Raw genomic sequence first — 19,374 nt, 5'->3', positions numbered from 1 at the left:
CAGCGCGGCCGCGAAGGCTCGCGGCACTTAATAGCGGTAGGTGAAGTAGAGTTCCAGCGCGCTGAATTTCCGGTCGTCGCCGAAGACCTGTTTGGCCGCCGCCATGGGTTTGACCCAGTTATATGACAGCGAGGTGGACAACGACTTCGACGGCGCCCAATCCAGGAAGACGACACTCTCGTCGGCAAAACGCCGGTCGCTGACGGCGGTGCCCATGTAGTTTTTTTCGTCGAGCCAGAACTGGTAGTGGATCGCACCGAGGGTGAGGGTTTCGTTGAGGTGGGTCTTGAGGGAGAACTGCTGGACGTTTTCGTTGCTATTGAACATCAAGTAGTTGCCGACGACATCGCCGATCAGCCAGGTGCTCCAGTCGACGAAGCCCTTGCTCAACGGATCCCAGGCTTTCTGTCGGTTGTCGGTGAGGTTGTCGTCGCCGGAAAAACTCGCATAACGGTAGCCAATCACCGGGGTCAACGGCAGCGTGCCGAAGGTGTAGTCCGCCTGGCCGTACCAGGCATTGGCGTCGTAGTCCACGCCTTCGCCGCTCCCCCTTTCCAGGGCATATTCGGCATTGAGGGTCAGGTCCGGGATAGCCGGAAACCTGGCGTTCAAGGCCCTGACGTTATACACCAACATGCCATCGCGGCGACGCGGCAAGGTACTGCCCTTGGGCCCCATGGCCTTGACCTTCAATGCGGTGGCGCCCAGCGTCACCTGATCGTTGAGGTTGTAGTCCAGGTTCACGCCGCTCATGCGAAAGTCCCCCAGGTCGCTGTCGGTCCCCAGGCTGAAGCCTTGGACTTTCAATGCGCCATGGTCCCAGGCGACCACCGCCGAATCCTTGAAGGCGGTGCGCGGGGCGAGCCAATAGGCGCCGTCGTTCAACTGGTCGAGGTTGCCATCCATCACGATGAAACCGTTGCCGATCATGTAGTTCTGGCGACCGCCCGTGACCGTCCACTCCCCGGCGCGGAAACCGCCATAGAACTCTTCGGTCGACACCTTGCCGTCGGAACTGCGGGTGAAGCCACCGGCATCGCCATCACCGAAGGTGGTCGCCCCCACCAGGGAGCCGCCGGCCAGCAGGCTGAAATCCGGCTGCACGGCATACTCCAACTTGACGCCCGGCTTGACGTAGAACTCCTGCCAGTCGATTTTCGTGCCGCGATTCTTGCCGCTGCGCATGTCCACCACGCCGCCGCCAAAGTTGACGTTGCGGGTGGACAGGACCGCGCCACCGGCCGTTAAGTTGACCTCGCCCTTGAGGTTGCCCTCCTCGAAGGAGTAACCCGCCCAGGCAGCCTGGGCGGTCAAGGGTAACCCGAGCACGAGGAACGTTCGGGACAAACGCATCATGGAAACCATATGGAGCTCCTGTTGATTATTGTTGTTACAGGGCAGTGAATGGCGGCGCAAACCCGCGCCAACACCTGGCTGGGCCGGGTGAGCGGAACGAAACTCTTGTGTTTATCGGATGAAGTCAGGGCGTCAGTTGCGCCGCGATGGCACGCAGCATGCGCACGCTGTCGCCGTCGAAGGGGCTGACGGCTTCGTCCAGGGACGACTGCTTGACGATCACCACGCCGGACGGTTTGTCGATGAACAGGTATTGGCCATGGATGCCACCGGCCATGAGCGCCTGGCTTTGGTCGTTGAAGACATACCACTGGCTGCGGTAGGACGCGCCAGGGGTCCAGCTCGAAAAGTCGGCGCAGGCGGCATAGATGGCGGGGTCGGATCCAGCGGCGATACCGGCGAGCGCCTCGGCCGAGAGCAGTTGTCGCCCCTGCTGGCGGCCATCGTTGGCCAGCAGGCGGCCGAAGCGCGCCATGTCACGCAAGGTCGCGCTGAACCCGGCACCGGCCACGCTGCGGCCCCAGGGATCCGCCAGAAAGTAGCCGTCACGTTCACAGCCCAATTGGCTCCAGACCTCCTGCAGCAACTGATGACAGGCCTTGCCAGACGCCCGCTCCATGACCCAGGCCAGCGCCTCGGTGGTGGCCGTCACGTAATGGAAAAAACCGCCGTGGTTGCCGCGCTTTCTCAATGACGGCAAGTACTGGTACAGGGATTCGAACGTCGTGTACTGCGCTGGCGCCGGCTGGAAACCGCAGGCGTAGCCGTATTGGGAACTCTCTGAATCCGGGTCCTCGTAGACCTCGCTGTAATCGACGGCCACGGCCATGTCGAACAGCTGGCGCACGGTCGCATCGCCGAACGCGCTGCCCGTCAGTTCCGGTACGTAATGGGCGGCCGTCAGCGTCGGATCCAGCAAGCCTTCGCAGACCAGTTGCTCGCCCAGGGCACCGATCAGCGACTTGGTCACCGAAAACATGATGTGCCGGTCCTGGGGGCACTGGCCGTTGAAGTAGCGCTCGAACAGCACGGTGTCGCCCTTGAGGACCAGGAACCCATCGGTCTGGCTGGCGATCAGGTGGTCGATCACGCTGATGCTCAAGCCACACTCGCTGTCGAAGTGCAGCTCATCCAGTGGCTGGAGCGCCTGCTTGAACGCGCTGACCGGTCCGGTGCCGGCCCGCACATCGATGGAAGGACGCAAGCGCGCCAGGTTGCGAAAGCCCCATTGGTTGTACGGCGGGCTCATCCAGTTGTGCCAGGTGACGCGGCGCTGGGGTTCGGCGGGGAAGCCTTGCATGAACGAAGGCGCCAGGCGTGCGTCGGAGGGCGATTCGTGAGTCTCGACGTAGAGACTGGCCAGTGAAGGCACGGTGTTCTGATTCATTGGGTTGCCCCTGCGAAATGACTCTGCGTGAAAGCAGATGCAGGAGAATAATTACTCGATGTAATTTTTTAGTCAATAAAACTTTTTACCGACATTCCTTGATGATCTGGATCCCGTGACCACCATGCTTGTGGAAGCAGGCTTGGTCCTTACCGTCGGCCCAGTCCTAAGCAAATAACTTAAAGTTATTTATTATCATTTTTTTAGATCATTTAGATTAAGCCTTAAGCCCAAAGGCTTCCCGCGGTGATGCCATCAAGGAACGTTGGCACTCACCCACCTTCCGTCACGGCAATCTCATTAGCGGGCCACCGTCATGCAGCTTCTTACGCTACCTCCCTCCCCCGGCCTGGCCACCTCGATTCGTGCCACGGCCCAGGTCTTCGAAGACCCCACCTCCCGCGCCTTGCTGGAACACCTGCAACAAGTAGCGCCCAGTGATGCCAGCGTATTGATCATCGGCCAGACCGGCACCGGCAAGGAACTGGTGGCGCGCCACGTGCACAACCTCAGCGCCCGTCGCCACAAGCCGTTCGTTGCGGTCAACTGCGGGGCATTTTCCGAGACCCTGGTGGAGGCCGAGTTGTTCGGCCATGAAAAAGGCGCCTTTACCGGTGCGTTGACGGCCAAGGCCGGCTGGTTCGAGGAAGCCGATGGCGGCACCCTGTTCCTCGATGAAATCGGTGATTTGCCGCTGCCGATCCAGGTCAAGCTGCTCCGGGTATTGCAGGAGCGCGAAGTGGTTCGACTCGGTTCGCGCAAGAGCATCAAGATCGATGTGCGTGTATTGGCGGCCACCAACGTACAGCTGGAAAAGGCCATCAATGCCGGGCACTTTCGCGAAGACCTCTATTACCGCCTGAACGTGGTCAGTCTGGCGCTCAAGCCGCTGCGCGAACGTCCCGGCGACATCCTGCCGCTGATACGCCACTTCATCGCGCAGTACAGCCACAGGCTCGGTCACGGCGAGGTGACGCTGGATGCTCAGGCGCAACGCAAGTTGCTCGACTATTCCTGGCCGGGGAACATCCGCGAACTGGAAAACGTCATCCATCACACGCTGCTGATTTGCCGCAACAAAGTCATTGGTGTGCAGGACCTCCACCTGTCGAACTTTCGTATCGAGCGCCAGGACACCCCACCGCCAGCAGCCCCTCAAAGTGCGGAGGCGCTCTTGCAGAAAGCCTTCGAGAAACTGCTCGAGCAGGAGCATGGCGATGTGTATGAAAAGGTCGAGGCCGAGTTGTTACGCACCGCCTACCGATACGCCAATTGCAATCAGGTCCATACCGCCAGCCTGCTGGGCCTGAGTCGCAACGTCACCCGCACGTTGCTGATCAGGATTGGCGAACTGGTGGTCAACAAACGCCGTCCCACGCTCAGTACGCGGGACGGCCAGGTGGTCAATCTTTCAACCTGAGCCCACACCTGCTTGCCCCCTCTGAGCTGTGTAGGAGCTGTCGAGCAAAGCGAGGCTGCGATCTTCCCCCAGACAATTGAATCTCAAACGAAAGATCAAAAGATCGCAGGCTTCGCCAGCTCCTACAGCCGAACGGGAACAAGCTCCGCTCGACAGCCCCTCGTCCGCGCGCCCAGGTAGAAGTCCTGGAGATCGCTGCGGGCCGCCAGTTCTTCGGCGCTGCCTTCGCTGACCACCCGACCGTTTTCCAACACATAGCCATGGTGGGCGTAACGCAGGGCGACATTGATGTTCTGCTCGGCGATCAAGAAGCTCACACCATCGCGCTGATTGAGTTGCCCGACGATCTCGAAGATTTCCTCGACGATCTGCGGCGCCAGGCCCATCGACGGTTCGTCCAGCAAGACCAGTTGCGGCCTGGCCATCAGCGCGCGGCCTATGGCGATCATCTGTTGCTCGCCGCCCGAGGTGTAGCCGGCCAGGCTTTTGCGCCGCAGTTTCAGGCGAGGGAAATGGCCATAGACCAATTCCAGGTCAGCCAGCAACTGGCGCCGCGGCACCTGGCGCGCCAGGGCACCGGCCAGAAGGTTTTCCTCCACGGTCAACTGGGCAAAGCAATGCCGACCTTCCAGCACTTGCACCAGGCCGCTCGTCGCCAAGGTGTGAGGGGCGCTGCGGGTCACGTCTTGCCCCTGGTAGACGATCCGCCCCCGTACCACCTCGCCCCGCTCGGCGCGCACCAGGTTGGAGGCCGCCTTCAGCGTGGTGCTTTTACCCGCGCCGTTGGCGCCCAGCAGCACCACGACCTGCCCTTTTTTCACCTCCAGCGACACACTGCGCACCGCCAGGATGGTCTGTTCGTAGAGCACTTCAATATCGTCGATCTGCAGGATCGGCACATTAGTCGCCATGCTGTTTCGCCTTTTCAGACAGCGACCGGACGCGTGCGCCCGGTTGCCGCGATGCCTCAGGATTCCTTGCTGCAATCACGCGGGGTAATGCCTTTTTCCCGGGCGTACTGGTGCGAAGACGCTTCGATGATCGGCCGCAACAGGGCGCGGTCGGCCTGCACCCAGTCACTGATCAGCTTCCACTGGGTACCGTCCCATTGCTGGAAGCGCACCGCACCACCGCCTTCATGGTCCGAGCAGGACAACTGCAACGGCTGCACCAGGCCCAACGCCCCCAGTTCCTTGAGCCGGGCGTCGTCGAGCTTGAGGTTCTCGAACCCCCAACGCACCTGCTCACCCGTCAGGGGTTGCTTGCCGAATTTCTGCTGGGCAATGCGCAGCGCTTCTACGTTGAGGATGCCGTTGACCACGCCGAGGTTGTAGTACACGGTGCCGAACCGCTTGGGATCGGCCAGGTCGCCATGGCCGGCGTCGACCACTTGCTGCTTGATGCCCTGCAACACCGGGAAATCAGTACCTGAAGGGTGCGTGGTGATGGCGATGAAGCCCTTGGCCGCGGCACCGGCCGGCGCGGCGTCATCTTCGGAGTTGCTCCAGATGTTGCCGATGATGTGGTCGGCCGGGAAACCGACTTTCTGCGCGGTTTTCAGCGCCACCGGGTTCATCACCCCCCAACCGCGCAGGATCACCCAATCGGGTTTTTCCCGGCGGATATTCAGCCATTGCGACTGCTGCTCGTTGCCTGGGTGCGGCACCTCCAGCAAGGTCAGCGCAAAACCGTATTTGTCGGCCAGGGTTTGCAAGACTTCATTGGTTTCCTTGCCATAGGGCGAACCGTGATACAGGGTGACGATCTTCAAGCCTTTGAGCTTGTCCAACCCGCCGGCGCGCTGGCCGATGTAATTGATGATCGCCGAGACCTCGGAATACGGGTTCAACTGCAACGGGAAAACGTAGGGGAACACGCTGCCATCGGTGGAATCCGTACGCCCATGGTTGATGGTGATCAGCGGCAGTTTGTCGGCTGTCGAGCGCTCCAGCGTGGCGTAGGCGATGCCCACCGACAGCGGATTGGTGGCAGCCGCCGGCGCGCCGTTCAAGCCTTTCTTCAGGCGCTCGTAGCACTCCACGCCTTTCTCGACCACGTATTCGGTCTCGCACTCGCTCCAGGTCAGCTTGACGCCGTTCACGCCGCCATTGGCGTTGACGTACTTGAGATAATCGATGAAGCCGCCGAAAAAGCCGGTGCCGCCGGCGGCATAAGGGCCGACGCGGTAGCTTTGCAGCGGGAAGTATTGCTCGTTGTCCGCCTGGACGGTGAACGCCGCGGCGGTGAGGCTCAGGGCCAGTGCCAGGCTGCTGGCGAATGATCGTTTGAACATCGAATTTTCCTTGTTATGAAGCCATGGATAAGCCAACAAAATGGAACTGCAAACCCGCGTTGTGCGGTTCGCTCAGTAGCGCAACGGCCACAGCCGTGCGCGCTGGCGAAATCTCTGCCAGAGGCGCGCAAGGCCCTCTGGCTCCTTGATCAGGAACAGGATGATCAGGGCGCCGAATATCATCTTCTGCAGGTTCTCCACCTGGCCGGCGTCCACCAGCCCGCCGGGCAGCAACGACACCAGGTTCGAAAGCAACACCGGAAACAGCACGATGAAAGCCGCGCCGAGGAAGTTGCCCAGCAGGCTGCCGAGGCCGCCGATAATGATGATGAACAGGATCTGGAACGAGCGGTTCAGATCGAAGCCGTGGGGCTCCACGGTGCCCAGGTAAGCGAAGGCCCACAGGGCACCGGCCACGCCGAGGAAAAACCCACTGATGGCGAACGCCAGCAGCTTGGTCTTCGCCAGGGGAATACCGATGATCGCAGCGGCGGTGTCCATGTCGCGCACCGCCATCCAGTTGCGCCCCAACTCGCTGCGCACCAGGTTCTTGCCCAGCCAGAACAGCGCTACCACCACACTCAGGGTCAACAGATAGCGGCCGACCGGCGCGTCGAGGTTCACCCCGAAGACTTCCAGGCGCGGCGCACTGATCACGCCCGAGGCGCTGTTGTTGGAAAACCAACCGAACCGGGTCAGCGCCCAGGTCACGAAGAACTGCGCCGCCAGGGTCGAGACCAGCAGGTAGAAGCCTTTGATGCGCAGGCTCGGCAAGCCGAACAGCACCGCCACCAGCGCTGCCGTCAACCCGCCCAGGGCGATACTGACCAACAACGGCAAGCCGGCGACCCGTATTTCAAGGTTGTAGGTGGCGAAGGCTCCCACCGCCATGAACGCCGCCGAACCGAGGGACAGTTGCCCGGCGTAACCGGTGAGCAAATTGAGCCCCAACCCGGCCAGGGACAGCACCAGGAACGGAATCAGGATCGCGCTGAACCAGTAGTCATTGCCCAGCCAGGGCACCACGACGAAGGCGAACAGCAGCAAGGCGGCCAGCCCGTGACGGTCCTGGCGCAGGGCGAAGACCCGGCGGTCCTGGGCATAGCGGGTGTTGAACTGGCCTGCTTCTCGATAAAACATGAGTGTTCTCCCTAAACCCGTTCGATGGCCCGTTCGCCAAACAACCCCGCCGGACGCACCAGCAGAAACAACAGCGCCAGCACGTAGGGGAACCAGTTCTCGATGCCACTGCCGATGAAGGGCCCGAGGTAAACCTCCGCCAGCTTCTCCGAAGCCCCGATGATCAGGCCACCGACAATCGCCCCGCTGATGGAGGTGAACCCACCGATGATCAGCACCGGCAAGGCCTTGAGCACCACCAGCGAGAGCGAGAACTGCACGCCCAGGCGAGCGCCCCAGAGCAGGCCGGCGACCAGCCCGACAAACCCCGCCACTGCCCACACCACCACCCAGACCCGCTGCAAACGAATGCCCACGGCCAACGCCGCCAGCGGGTCATCGGCCACCGCCCGCAACGACAATCCGAGCCGGGTCTTGTTGAACAGCCAGGACAACAGCAGCACCAGAAACGCCGCGGTCATTGCGGCAAAAATGTCGAACTGCGACAACAACATCCCACCCAACTCCAGCGGCTCATCGCTGATACCCAGTTCCAGGCCATGCACCTGGGCGCCCAACAGTGCCTGGGCGAAACCTTCGATGACGTAGGACAGCCCGAGGGTGGCCATGAACAGCGTGATCGGCGAACGGTTGACCAAGGGCCGCAGCACCACCCGCTCCACCACCACCGCGATCAGCACCATGGCCGCCAGGCTGATGACGAACGCCAGCCAGAACGGCACACCGCGCTCCAGCAGGCTGACGAAGGTCAGCGCCGAGAACAGCACCATCGCACCCTGGGCAAAATTGAACACCCCGGAGGCCTTGTAGATCAGCACGAAACCGATGGCCACCAAGGCGTACATCACCCCCGCCAGCAACCCGCCAATCAATACTTCAAAGAAAAATTCCATCGCCGCTCCTATTCTGCGGACGCAACTTGCCTGCCCTCCCTGGCGGGAAGGCGTCGAATATCCGGTATCAGTGGCGAGTGCCCAGGTAGGCCGAAATGACCTCGGGGTTCTGCCGTACATCTTCAGGTGAGCCGTCGCCGATCTTGCGACCGTAATCGAGCACCACCACGTGGTCGCTGATGTCCATGACCACGCCGATATCGTGCTCGATCAACACCACCGTCGTGCCCAGCTCACGGTTGATGTCGACGATAAAGCGGCTCATCTGCTGCTTCTCGTCGGCGTTCATTCCGGCCATGGGCTCGTCCAGCAGCAACAGCCGAGGCTCCGCCGCCAGCGCGCGGGCCAGCTCCACCCGTTTCTGCAAGCCATAGGGCAGCGTGCCCACCAGGACGTCGCGCCAAGGCTGCAAATGCAGGAACGCGATGACACGCTCGGCCGCTTCGCGCTGACGGTCATCCTCGGCCCGGGCGCGACCGATGCGCAGCGCCTGTTCGATCCAGGTACTGCGGCGCTTGAGGTTGCGTCCGGTGAGCACGTTGTCGAGCACGCTCATGCCCTTGAACAGCGCGATGTTCTGGAACGTCCGGGCAATGCCGCGGACCGCCACGTCGTGGGGGCGCATCCGGCGCCGCTGCTGTCGATCAAAACGGATGTGCCCGTCCTGGGCCTGGTACACGCCGCTGATGACGTTCAGCAGCGAACTCTTGCCGGCGCCGTTGGGGCCGATCAAGGCACAGATTTCACCGGCGGCGACGCGAAAGCTGATGTCCGTGACCGCTTTGACGCCTTTGAATGACAGCGAAATATGCTCCAGCTCCAGCAAGTGCGTGATGGCCGTCTGGGTCATGGGGCGTCTCCTCTCAGGCCAGTTGCGACTGGAGGTCCGTCCAGTCATCGGTGGTGTGCTGCACCAGGTTCGGCGGCGCTTGCCAGTGGGCCCCGTCGTCCCACTGGCGAACCGCGATCCCCAATGCCTGGAAAAATGCCTGGGTTTCGGGCGGCAAGGCATCGCCCACCAGCAGCGGCGCGCGGGTGCGGGAAAAACCCAGCACGTCGCGCAACGGCCGGCGAACCAGCCAGTCCCCCAGATGCCGTTGCAACAACCCCGGCTGCGCTGCCAACGCCCAGTCCACCAGCCGGCGCGACCCACTGCCCGGCTCTGGCAAACGTTCCAGCGCATAGCGGTGCAAACGCTCGTAGGTTTCCCGCGTCCCGGCCACCAGCGTCGGGCCCAGCTCGCGACGGTCGCGATCACGGGTCGCCAGGTTCTCAGGGAAGTTCAGGCGAAAACCGGCCATCAACCAGGGCGCCAGCAGATAGCGAGCTTGCCCGCCCGAGGCGAACGCCCGTGCGGCCAATGCCTCTTCCTGCCGGCCCAGCCCTTCGCGCGCCAACAACCGCTGCCCCTCCTGCAACAGTTCGGCGTGGCTGACGCGTTGCTCCTCCATCGCCCGTCCATTTCCGCGATAAAAGACAAAGGCCGTTTGCAGTGCTTGCCCTTGCGGAGTCAGGTCAACGATTGGCCGCTCAGCAGCCAACGCGGCGTAATCCAGCGCGTGCGCAAATGGCAGCGAATCCGACAGGCCACGCTTATCGAGGTAGACCCACACCCCCACGGCCACCTGCGCCGCACGCAGACGCAGCATTTCTTCCACGCCTTCGACCAGGACGAAATCCGGCTGCAGCGTGGCGAGCCGTTGCACTTGTTCGGCCGCCGTCTCCAGCGGGTCGAACAGACTCGCCACGCCGCCCAGCCATTGCGCGGCCAAGGCGGCAAGCAGCGCCTGCGGCCTGGGTCGACTGATGATCGTCAGGGTCGCGCCCGCCGCAAAACCGCGGGCTTGCAGGGCACTGGCGAAACGGCGCACCTCATCGGCTACGTGCGCCCAGGTCCGCTCCTGCCAGACACCCAGGTGCTTGTGGCGCAGCGCGACGTCCGTGCCATGCTCCAGCGCCTGGCGCTGCAACCACTGGGGCAAGCTGGCCGGGACCGCGTCGAGGGTGTCGGTGAACGTGCCCATGCTGCCTCCCGCGCCTAAGCGACCGCCGCTGTTTTGGCTGCCGCTTTGCGCTGCTCAAGCTCACGCACCAGCGGCAGGACCTTACGACCGAAATACTCGACTTCTTCCTGGAAGTGCAGGAAACCGGCGAGCACCAGATCCACGCCTACCGCCTTGAGCGCGACGATGCGTTCGGCGATCTGCTGCGGCGTGCCGATCAAGTTGGTCTTGAAGCCATCGTTGTATTGCACCAGGTCCTCGAAGCTGGACTTGGCCCAGTTGCCCTCGCCTTCCGGGCTGGATTTGCCGGCCTGCTTCGCCGCATCGCCGAAGGCATTGACGGCCTCGGGATCGGCCTGGTCGATGATCTGGGCGAGGACGGCACGCGCCTCTTCTTCCGTGTCGCGGGCAATGACAAAGGCGTTAACGCCGACCTTGACCTTGTGGTTGTTGGCCGCGGCTTTCGCCTGGAGGTCATCGATCTGCGCCTTGACGCCTTCCACGGTATTGCCGTTGGTGAAGTACCAGTCCGATACCCGGGCGGCCATGTCCCGAGCCGCACGTGAGCTGCCGCCCTGGAAGATCTCCGGGTGCTGCTGCAGTGGCTTTGGCTTGAGGGTGTAGTCGTGGAAGCGGTAGAAATCACCGCGCAAGGTGAAATTGTCGGTGGTCCAGATGCCCTTGAGCGCGGTGATGAACTCTTCGGAACGGCGATAGCGCTCATCGTGCTCCAGCCACGGCTCGCCAATGGCGGTGAACTCGCCCTTGAACCAGCCCGACACGATGTTGACCGCCACACGGCCGCCCGTCAGGTGGTCGATGGTTGCGATCTGCTTGGCCAACACCGAGGGCGTCCACGGCCCCGGCAACACTGCGGCGATGACTTTCAGGCGCGTGGTGGCGGCCAGCAAGGCATGACTGAACGCGACGGACTCGTGCTGGTATTCAGCCCCATAGCCGGCGGTAAAGCGCACTTGCGACAGGGCGTAGTCGAAGCCGGCCGCTTCAGCGATCTGGGCCAGCTTGCGGTTGTAGTCGATGCCCCAGTCGGTGCGTTGTTCGATTTTGCTGACCACCAGACCGCCACTGACGTTGGGCACCCAGTAGGCAAATTTGATCGTGTCCTGGCTCATTGCATGTACTCCACGGCTCGTTTTGAAAGGAAAAAAGGATCAGGCAGCACTGGCGTCACGCCGGGCACCCGGGACCAGGCCCAGCAACGCCGACTCGACGGCGCGCTCGATACGCTCCAGCACCTGCGCACTGGAGATCCGGTATTGGCTGAAATCGGTTTCGCTGGCATAGACCCCCACTGGCAGGCTGAGGGCCTGGAAGAAGCCGAACAGGGGCCGCAACTGGTGATCGATCATCAAGGCATGGCGATCCGAGCCGCCTGTCGCGGCCAACAGCACCGGTACGTTCTTGAGGGCTTCGTGATGAACGAAATCGAACAGGTGCTTGAACAGGCCGGTGTACGAGGCTCGGTACACCGGGCTGGCGGCGATCAACAGATCCGCCGATTCAATGGCATGCAGATCCTCCTGCACGGCAGCCGGCAACGCCTCGCGACGCAACACCCCAGCGAACTGTGGACCGACCTTGGCCAATTCGATCAAGCGCACCTCGATCGGCAGTTGCTGCCCGAGCCGGTCCACCAACGCCTGGAGCAGTGCCAGGGTGCGTGACGGGTGCTGCACGCTGCCTGACACCGCCACCACTTTGAATTGCTTGCTCATCGCTTACCCCATGCCTGGAGACGCCACCTCAGCGTCTGCACAAGGTGTAGAGCAGCAACCGTGCCATTTGAATATTTCCTTTTTAATCAAATAGTTAAACTAACAACCCAATCACTGCACTGTCGCTCGACGGACAAGCTGTTGGTCCGCTGTTGCCTGACCAACACCTGACCTGTCGATCCCCGTCGCGACAACTGTTGCCCGGCACACAGTTGCGCAACAGATTGTCCGTGGCCAGCACAGCCCTTGCGCCGATGAACGCCGTATAGGCCCCGCATTTACGGGCGTTTGGCCTCGGGCATGGACTGTGCAATGGCCTTTGGCACCGGCAGATTTTTCCCCTGCCCACCGACTCGCCACCCATAAGGAATATCAACATGACCGCACAGCAACACCACCTGCCGCCGATCCTTTCCACAGGCACCGACTATGAGCCCCTGGCCGAACGCTTCCGGCCGATCTTTGCACGCATCCAGGCCGGCGCCCTGGAGCGTGAGCAGACACGCAGCCTGCCCTTTGAACAGGTGAAGTGGCTGAAGGAAGCCGGCTTTGGCGCCGTCCGCGTACCGGTCGAATATGGCGGCGCCGGGGCTTCGTTGCCGCAGCTGTTGCAATTGCTGATCGAACTGGCTGAAGCCGACTCCAACCTGCCCCAGGCCTTGCGCGGGCACTTCGCATTCGTCGAGGACCGCCTCAACGCCCACGCCAGTAGCCCACAGGGCACCTGGTTCAAGCGCTTTGTCGAGGGGGAGTTGGTGGGCAATGCCTGGACGGAAGTCGGCGCGGTGAAAATCGGCGAAGTCGTCACCCGGGTTTCCCGCCAGGGTGATCAATGGGTCGTCAACGGCACCAAGTACTACAGCACCGGCAGTATCTTCGCCGACTGGATCGACGTGTATGCCCAGCGCGACGACAACGGCGCCGACGTGATTGCCGCCGTCCGCGTACACCAGCCGGGCGTCAAGCAAAGCGATGATTGGGACGGCTTCGGCCAACGCACCACCGGCAGCGGGACGTCGCTGTTCGAGAATGCATTGGTCGAGGCGGAAAACCTCATCGACTTCTCTACCCGTTTCAAATACCAGACCGCGTTTTATCAACTGGTGTTGCTGGCCGTGCTGACCGGCGCCGGCCGCGCGGCGGTTCATGACATCACCGAGCAAGTGCGTAAACGCACGCGGGTCTTCAGCACCGGCAATGCCAGCGAAGTGAGCCAGGACGTGCAGGTGCAGCAAGTGGTCGGCAGGGCATCGGCCCAGGTCTATGCCGCCGAAGCCACCACCCTGCGCGCCGCGAGCGCCTCCCAGCGTGCCTACGAAAGCCGCTTCAGCCAGGACGCCGAGACCGAGCACACCGCCAACATCGCCGCCGAACTGGAGTCGGCCCAGGCCCAGGTGGTGATTTCCGACTTGGTGCTGCGCGCCACCAGCGACCTGTTCAATGCCCTCGGTGCTTCGGCCACCAGTACCAGCAAGGCCCTCGACCGTCACTGGCGCAATGCCCGCACCGCGGCCTCGCATAATCCATTGATCTACAAGGAGCGCATTATTGGTGATTGGGAAATCAACGGTACGGAACCGCCGTATGTCTGGCAGATTGGCGGGGGCTCGAAGCAGCTTTGAGCAGGCTTGCTCGCGATAGCGGCGGTTCAGCTACATGGATGTCGGGCTGGCTGGCCTCATCGCGAGCAAGCTCGCTCCCACAGGGGGTCTGGGTTAGACATGGGGTTCGTGTCCAAGAGATCGAGTGTGGGAGCGAGCTGGCTCGCGATGGCGGTGGTTCAGCTGCATGGATGTTGGGCTGGCAGGCCTCATCGCGAGCAAGCTCGCTCCCACAGGGGGTCTGGGTTAGACATGGGGTTCGTGTCCTGGAGATCGAGTGTGGGAGCGAGCTGGCTCGCGATGGCGGTGGTTCAGCTGCATGGATGTTGGGCTGGCGGGCCTCATCGCGAGCAGGCTCGCTCCCACAGGGGGTCTGGGTTGGACATGGGGTTCGTGTCCACTGGAGATCGAGTGTGGGAGCGAGCCTGCTCGCGATGGCGGTGGTGCAGTTGCATGGATGCCTGTTCCTTACGCCACACGTTCGACTTAGTGAGATGCCAATTGCCTACCTCTCCACAAAGCCGATAGGAACTCATCCCAGACGATCAAAACACTGGCATCATGCCTTTTTCCTTGCACTCATGGAGTGACTGTGACGAATCTAAGTGCCGCCCCTGAGTTTGCACCCGCCGCCACTTTATCGCCCTACCGCTTCTTTCCCCGACTCGGGATGTTGGTGCTGGCCACTGTGGTCGTCTTCCTGGCCGCGATGCCCGAGGTCCTTTTCGTGCCTGCGGACATGCAGGCCTATCTGATGTTCACGACCACCTCGGGGCTCACCGCGCTCGTCCTCCTCGGCCTCTTCGCCCTGCAATACCGTGCCGATTCGCGCCCGCAGTGGCGCGGTCATGCCATTGGCAAACCCCTGCGGTGGGGGGCGATCGGCATTGTCGGGACCTACCTGCTTTTCGGCGTCGCCGTCTTCGTGCTCGGGTTGCCCCGTGAGGTGTTCATGGCCGAGCTTCTGGACGGGCTCAATCGTTGGCAGGCCACGATCAAGATTGCCTCGCTGATCGTGCTGCCGCCCATCGCCGAAGAGCTGTTTTTCCGCCATTACATGTTCCGGCTGTTTCCCTACGAGAACAGCCGTGCCTGGACATGGATCGCGATCATCGTGACGTCGGCCGTCTTCGCCGGCATGCACATCCAATACGGAAATTGGATGACGATCGTGCTGATCTTCGCCTGTGGAGGCGTGTTCGCCATCGCCAGGGTGGCCAGCGGTGGCCTGCTGGTGCCGGTGCTCCTGCATTCGCTGACCGAGATCGTCGCACTGAGCGCTGACCGGTCTTTCTCGCTGATGGGGCTTTACGGGTGAGCCAGCAATCCAGGCCAGCGGCCATGAACCCCCACGCAGCATGCCTCGCGCTGCTTGCCTTGACGCTCCCCTTCCTGTGCGAGCCCGTCCAGGCCTCGACGTGGCAGATCTGCCAGATGGAGCTGCGGATCGTCGAGGTCCTGAAACAACCCTACCCGCAACTTCAGGCGCAGGTCGTGAAAGTCAGGTCCAAATCCGCCTCGGTGGAGTGTCCCGCGCAAGGCTCACTGTTGACCTTCACCCCGGAAACCCCGGACTACCAAGCCACGCTCCCCCGCCGGCAATGGCCCGGCAAAGGGCAGTCGGTACGGGTGGACTACCGCTACCTGGATGGTGTCTGTAAAGGCGACGGTAACTCGTATGCGTGTCGTATCAAGCACTACCCCCTGATGGGTCGGTAGTCGGGCAGCCGGAGAAGGCGGCATTTCTCGAATCAGTGAAGTCACTGATGGCCTCATCGCGAGCAAGCTCGCTCCCACAAAAGGGACTTGCGCAACGCCCTGTGGGAGCGAGCTTGCTCGCGATGACGTCGGCACATCCAACCTCGATGCAACTCAAGCCAGCAGCGCACTGATCCACCGAACCTGCCGTGCAATGTCCTGCAGCTTCTCTTCGGGCACGGCTTGCCGTGCCTTGGCGAAGCTGGCGAGGGTCTTTTGTTTCTGACGCAGCAGGCGTTGCCACTTGGCCAGGAAGGTCGGGGTTCGCGCTTGCATCTGCAGCGGGCCGAAGTACAGCTCCTCGGCGGTATACGTCACTGGCCCGGCGCGCTCGGCGACGATGATCTCGTAGTAGAAGCGGTTTTCCCGAAGCACTTCCTCGCAAAGGATGCGGTAGTCGTTTTCCATCAGCCATTGGCGCAGCGGTTGTTCGCCGCCGTTGGGTTGCAGAATCAGCCGCTCGTGCCCGCTCAGCCGTGCTTTGCCGCTGTCCAGGATGTCACGGATCGTCTCGCCGCCCATGCCGCAGACGCTGATCGCCGTAATCCCGTCTTCCGGCTCGATTGCCGCCAGGCCATTGGCCAGGCGCACACTGACCAGCTGCTCCAGGCCATTCTCGCCCACAGTGCGTTCGGCGGCGCGCAACGGCGTCAACGCCACCTCGCCGGCCACCGCTGCCGCAATGACGCCACGGCGCAACAAGGCCACCGGCAGGTAAGCGTGATCCGAGCCGATATCGGCCAGGTGCGCCCCCGCCGGCATATGCGCCGCCACGCGCTCCAGGCGCATGGACAATGTCTGTTCGTTCAACTGCAGTTCCCTGGGTTAATCGTAGAACGGCTCGACCGCCGTCCGACTGCCGACAAAGAAGCTGTCCGCGACCAACCGCAGTGGCTGCAGGTCCATGTCGCTGGCCTTGTCGTTGATCAGTTGCTGAAAATGTCGATACACCGCCGCGTACTCGCCCTCCTCGGAGACGGCCTGGCGCACGCCGTCGATGCTCAACAGCGCACCGCCGTTGTCCAGGCGCAGGACGCCTTCGGCGCAGCGAATCTCGATGCTCCAGAGCTCGTCGTGACCATGGTCGAAATCGAACTCCGCCCGGATATCGAGGTGGCGCGCGTCGGCCATCTTGATGCTGGCGGCAATCGGCGACTGGCAGTTGTCCGGCACGCGCAACTCGGCGGCCTCCACGAACAACGGCAGCGCCAACAGATGAGTCGCAATCGACAGCGCGTTGATGCCGGGATCGAAGACTCCCAGGCCGCCGGGTTGCCAGATCCACGCCTGGCCGGGGTGCCACTTGCGCACGTCTTCTTTCCAATCGATCTGCACACTGCGCAAGGTGCGACTGGCCAGCCAGTCACGGGCGGCTGCGATGCCAGGGGCGTAACGGGAATGCCAGGCGAACAGGCCGCTGACACCTTGCTCGCGAACCTGCTCCACCAAGGCCATGGCTTCACCCAACGTGGCGCACGGCGGCTTTTCCACCAGAACGTGTTTACCGGCCGCCAGCGCCTGTTGCACCAGGGCGAATCGACCTTGCGGCGGCGTGCAAAACGCAATCGCATCGACATGCGGGCCGTTTTCGAGCAACTCGCCCAGGGATCGGAAGTTCTCCACCCCGGCGCAGGGCTGTCCTTGCGTGGCGACCGCCACCAGTTGGAACGCGGGGTTGGCGTGGATGGCTGGAACGTGTTGATCTTGGGCAATCTTGCCGTAGCCCACCAGGCCGAGACGAATCGGTTGCATCGATGACTCCTGATTTTTTGTACTTGTGATCGGCCAGCAAACTAGACGCAAATCGCCTGGCGAACAATGGGGGGCGCGCAGTATCTACCCGATTGCCCTGCCCTGCGCCGCAAAGGCATCAGCTACGCCGCTGCTCACGGACACCCGTCACGACGTTGGTCACCCGGCCGTAGAAGGGCTCCAGCCGCTCACGTGGCGCATCGTGCTCCACCACCAGGGCGGCGACCTCCTCACAAGAAACCACCTGATAATGCGCAACGCTGGACAGCTTTTCATTGGTCACCGCGGTAATCACTTGCCCACTCGCCGCCACCACTGCGCGCTTGAACTCTGCATCCTCCAGGCCGAATGCCGTGACCCCGTTGTCTGGATCGATGGCACAGGCCCCCAGAAAACACACGTCAAAACTGAACTGGCGCAATTGCTCCACCGCCGTCAGCCCGATCACACCACCGGCGATGGGATTCAAGCGCCCCCCCAAGAGAATGACTTCGGCACGGGGCAGTTTCATCAGCTGAACCGCAATCAACGGCGAATTGGTGGAGAGGGTCAACTGAAGGCTCGGATCGATGGCGCCAGCAATCGCCAGGTTGGTCGACCCGGCATCGATGAACACGTGCTGGCCCGCGCGCAGCAATGCAGCGGCCGCTTGGCCAAGGCTGCCCTTGCGTACCGGGTCCTTACGCACGCGTACATCCAGCGACCCTTCGGCAGCCGGCACAAGTATCGCGCCGCCATAAACACGCTTGCATAACCCCGCCGCTGCCAATACCCCCAGGTCACGCCGGATCGAGTGTTCGGACACATTGAATTCACTGGCCAGGTCAGCCGCGATCACCCGGCCATACCGGGCGAGACGCTGGCTGATCAATTGCTGGCGTTCGCCGGGGAACGCTTCGTGGGGAGAAGTCATGACGTACAACCTGCATAAACGAGCACTAATGATCAAAAACGAGCAAATAGTGCCGGTTATGCAGCGAAGCGTCAAACCCGCTCATCCCAGCGAGCGCCTGCACGACAAACGGTCAAGCGCTCCCTGGAACATTGGTGCCCATGCCCAATGGCAGGAAGGGTCGAATCTCCTCGATCTCCCCGGCACTGAGGCGCAACTGCGCGCCGGCGATCAGCCCATCGACCTGCCCGCGGCGACGGGCTCCGACGATGGCGCCGGTCACCACCGGCTTGCGCAGCACCCAGGCGATGGCGACTGCCGCCGCACTGACCCCGTGCCGTTCGCCGATACCCGCCAAGACCTCGACCAACGCCAGGTTCGCGCTCAAGCGAGGCTCCTGGAAGTCGGCGCTTCGCGCCTTGCGCCAATCGTCGTCGGGCAATTGGGCGATGCGTTCGCGCGTCATGCTGCCGGAAAGCAGCCCCGATTGAAGGGTGGAATAGGCCAAGACACCCATTCCCGCCTGCTCGCAAAATGGCAGGACGTCTTGCTCGATGTCCCGCATCGAGGCGGAATAAGGCGGCTGGAGTGAAACGACCTCGGTCACCGCCTGGGCCCGTTTGAGTTGCGCGACATCGAAATTGGAGACGCCGATGGCGCGAATTTTCCCCTGGTCGCGGGCGGTGGCCAACGCCGCAAGCGCGTTCTCGAGCCCTTCGCTGCTGCCGTCGGCAGGAAAGGCCGGCCAATGAATCTGATAAAGGTCGATGGTTTCGACTTGCAGTCGGCGCAAGCTTGCCTCGACCTCGGCGAGCAACGATCGAGGCGCCAGCGAGTGTGAGATCGCCTTGGTGACCGGGTCCCAGACCAGACTGCCCTTGGTGAACACCAACGGGCGCTGCGAAGCCGGCAGCCGGCGCAACAGCTGCCCGACCAGTTGCTCGGCATGGCCCAAGCCATAAACCGCCGCCGTATCGATCCAGTTCACCCCGCATTCAACGGCATATTCAAGAGCACCGAGGCTGTCCTCGTCGTCCTGCTCGCCCCAGCTGTATTCCCAGCCGGTGCCAGCAATGGCCCAGGTTCCCAGGCCAATGGGCGAAATCAGCAAATCCGATGATCCAAGACGATTCTTTTGCATAG

The 19,374-nt window shown here is 62.4% G+C and carries 18 protein-coding genes; 4 read left to right on the top strand and 14 right to left on the bottom strand.

Going from position 1 to position 19,374, the window contains the following annotated elements:
- Positions 1-27: 27 nt before the first annotated feature.
- Together BLU85_RS26035 and BLU85_RS26030 are read right to left on the bottom strand one after the other, a co-directional pair.
- The gene (locus BLU85_RS26035) at positions 28-1,365 is read right to left on the bottom strand and encodes an alginate export family protein (RefSeq protein WP_092204590.1); all 1,338 of its coding nucleotides are present in this window, start codon (positions 1,363-1,365) and stop codon (positions 28-30) included.
- Positions 1,366-1,480: 115 nt separating this feature from the next.
- Entirely contained in the window at positions 1,481-2,743 is a 1,263-nt protein-coding gene (locus tag BLU85_RS26030; RefSeq protein WP_092204589.1) for a serine hydrolase domain-containing protein, read from the bottom strand.
- A 316-nt stretch (positions 2,744-3,059) separates the two neighbouring features.
- On the opposite strand from BLU85_RS26030, the gene BLU85_RS26025 reads away from it, so the two are divergent.
- Positions 3,060-4,163, top strand: coding sequence for a sigma-54 interaction domain-containing protein (locus tag BLU85_RS26025; protein ID WP_092204588.1), 1,104 nt, complete (start codon positions 3,060-3,062; stop codon positions 4,161-4,163).
- A 122-nt stretch (positions 4,164-4,285) separates the two neighbouring features.
- Here BLU85_RS26025 and BLU85_RS26020 read toward each other — a convergent pair whose 3' ends face one another.
- The 8 genes from BLU85_RS26020 to msuE form a co-directional block, all read right to left on the bottom strand.
- A complete protein-coding gene (locus BLU85_RS26020; protein WP_092204587.1) occupies positions 4,286-5,074 on the bottom strand; it encodes an ABC transporter ATP-binding protein in 789 nt (262 codons plus the stop codon).
- Between the two features lie 56 nt (positions 5,075-5,130).
- Positions 5,131-6,456, bottom strand: a complete 1,326-nt coding sequence (locus BLU85_RS26015) for an ABC transporter substrate-binding protein (RefSeq protein ID WP_060742660.1) — start codon at positions 6,454-6,456, stop codon at positions 5,131-5,133.
- A gap of 72 nt (positions 6,457-6,528) precedes the next feature.
- Entirely contained in the window at positions 6,529-7,596 is a 1,068-nt protein-coding gene (locus tag BLU85_RS26010) for a branched-chain amino acid ABC transporter permease (protein WP_092204586.1), read from the bottom strand.
- 11 nt (positions 7,597-7,607) lie between these two features.
- Positions 7,608-8,489, bottom strand: a complete 882-nt coding sequence (locus tag BLU85_RS26005; protein WP_092204585.1) for a branched-chain amino acid ABC transporter permease — start codon at positions 8,487-8,489, stop codon at positions 7,608-7,610.
- Between the two features lie 67 nt (positions 8,490-8,556).
- A complete protein-coding gene (locus tag BLU85_RS26000; RefSeq protein ID WP_092204584.1) occupies positions 8,557-9,339 on the bottom strand; it encodes an ABC transporter ATP-binding protein in 783 nt (260 codons plus the stop codon).
- Between the two features lie 13 nt (positions 9,340-9,352).
- Positions 9,353-10,513 carry an AMP-binding protein gene (locus BLU85_RS25995; RefSeq protein ID WP_092204583.1) on the bottom strand — a complete coding sequence of 387 codons (1,161 nt, stop codon included), beginning with the start codon at positions 10,511-10,513 and terminating at the stop codon, positions 9,353-9,355.
- 14 nt (positions 10,514-10,527) lie between these two features.
- Entirely contained in the window at positions 10,528-11,625 is a 1,098-nt protein-coding gene (gene sfnG / locus BLU85_RS25990; protein WP_072410116.1) for a dimethylsulfone monooxygenase SfnG, read from the bottom strand.
- Between the two features lie 39 nt (positions 11,626-11,664).
- On the bottom strand, positions 11,665-12,228 hold the full coding sequence (gene msuE / locus BLU85_RS25985) for an FMN reductase (RefSeq protein WP_092204582.1): 564 nt from the start codon (positions 12,226-12,228) through the stop codon (positions 11,665-11,667).
- Positions 12,229-12,605: 377 nt separating this feature from the next.
- Between msuE and BLU85_RS25980 the strand changes: the two genes are divergently transcribed.
- The 3 genes from BLU85_RS25980 (at position 12,606) to BLU85_RS25970 (ending at position 15,548) form a co-directional block, all read left to right on the top strand.
- On the top strand, positions 12,606-13,850 hold the full coding sequence (locus BLU85_RS25980) for an acyl-CoA dehydrogenase family protein (protein ID WP_092204581.1): 1,245 nt from the start codon (positions 12,606-12,608) through the stop codon (positions 13,848-13,850).
- Between the two features lie 571 nt (positions 13,851-14,421).
- Positions 14,422-15,147, top strand: a complete 726-nt coding sequence (locus BLU85_RS25975; RefSeq protein WP_256572894.1) for a CPBP family intramembrane glutamic endopeptidase — start codon at positions 14,422-14,424, stop codon at positions 15,145-15,147.
- A gap of 23 nt (positions 15,148-15,170) precedes the next feature.
- Complete coding sequence (locus tag BLU85_RS25970; protein ID WP_092204579.1) at positions 15,171-15,548, top strand: hypothetical protein; 378 nt, start codon at positions 15,171-15,173, stop codon at positions 15,546-15,548.
- A 153-nt stretch (positions 15,549-15,701) separates the two neighbouring features.
- Here BLU85_RS25970 and BLU85_RS25965 read toward each other — a convergent pair whose 3' ends face one another.
- The 4 genes from BLU85_RS25965 to BLU85_RS25950 form a co-directional block, all read right to left on the bottom strand.
- Positions 15,702-16,397 (bottom strand): tRNA (adenine(22)-N(1))-methyltransferase, encoded by a 696-nt coding sequence (locus BLU85_RS25965; RefSeq protein ID WP_092204578.1) that lies wholly within the window; start codon positions 16,395-16,397, stop codon positions 15,702-15,704.
- Between the two features lie 15 nt (positions 16,398-16,412).
- Complete coding sequence (locus BLU85_RS25960) at positions 16,413-17,339, bottom strand: Gfo/Idh/MocA family protein (RefSeq protein ID WP_092204577.1); 927 nt, start codon at positions 17,337-17,339, stop codon at positions 16,413-16,415.
- Between the two features lie 118 nt (positions 17,340-17,457).
- Entirely contained in the window at positions 17,458-18,252 is a 795-nt protein-coding gene (locus BLU85_RS25955; RefSeq protein ID WP_092204576.1) for a DeoR/GlpR family DNA-binding transcription regulator, read from the bottom strand.
- A gap of 112 nt (positions 18,253-18,364) precedes the next feature.
- Positions 18,365-19,372 (bottom strand): aldo/keto reductase, encoded by a 1,008-nt coding sequence (locus tag BLU85_RS25950; protein ID WP_092204575.1) that lies wholly within the window; start codon positions 19,370-19,372, stop codon positions 18,365-18,367.
- Between the last annotated feature and the right edge of the window lie 2 nt (positions 19,373-19,374).

The sequence above is a fragment of the Pseudomonas sp. NFACC14 genome (assembly GCF_900106885.1).
GTDB classification, from domain to species: Bacteria; Pseudomonadota; Gammaproteobacteria; order Pseudomonadales; family Pseudomonadaceae; genus Aquipseudomonas; species Aquipseudomonas fluorescens_AA.
This window is presented reverse-complemented; position numbering and strand designations above follow the sequence as displayed.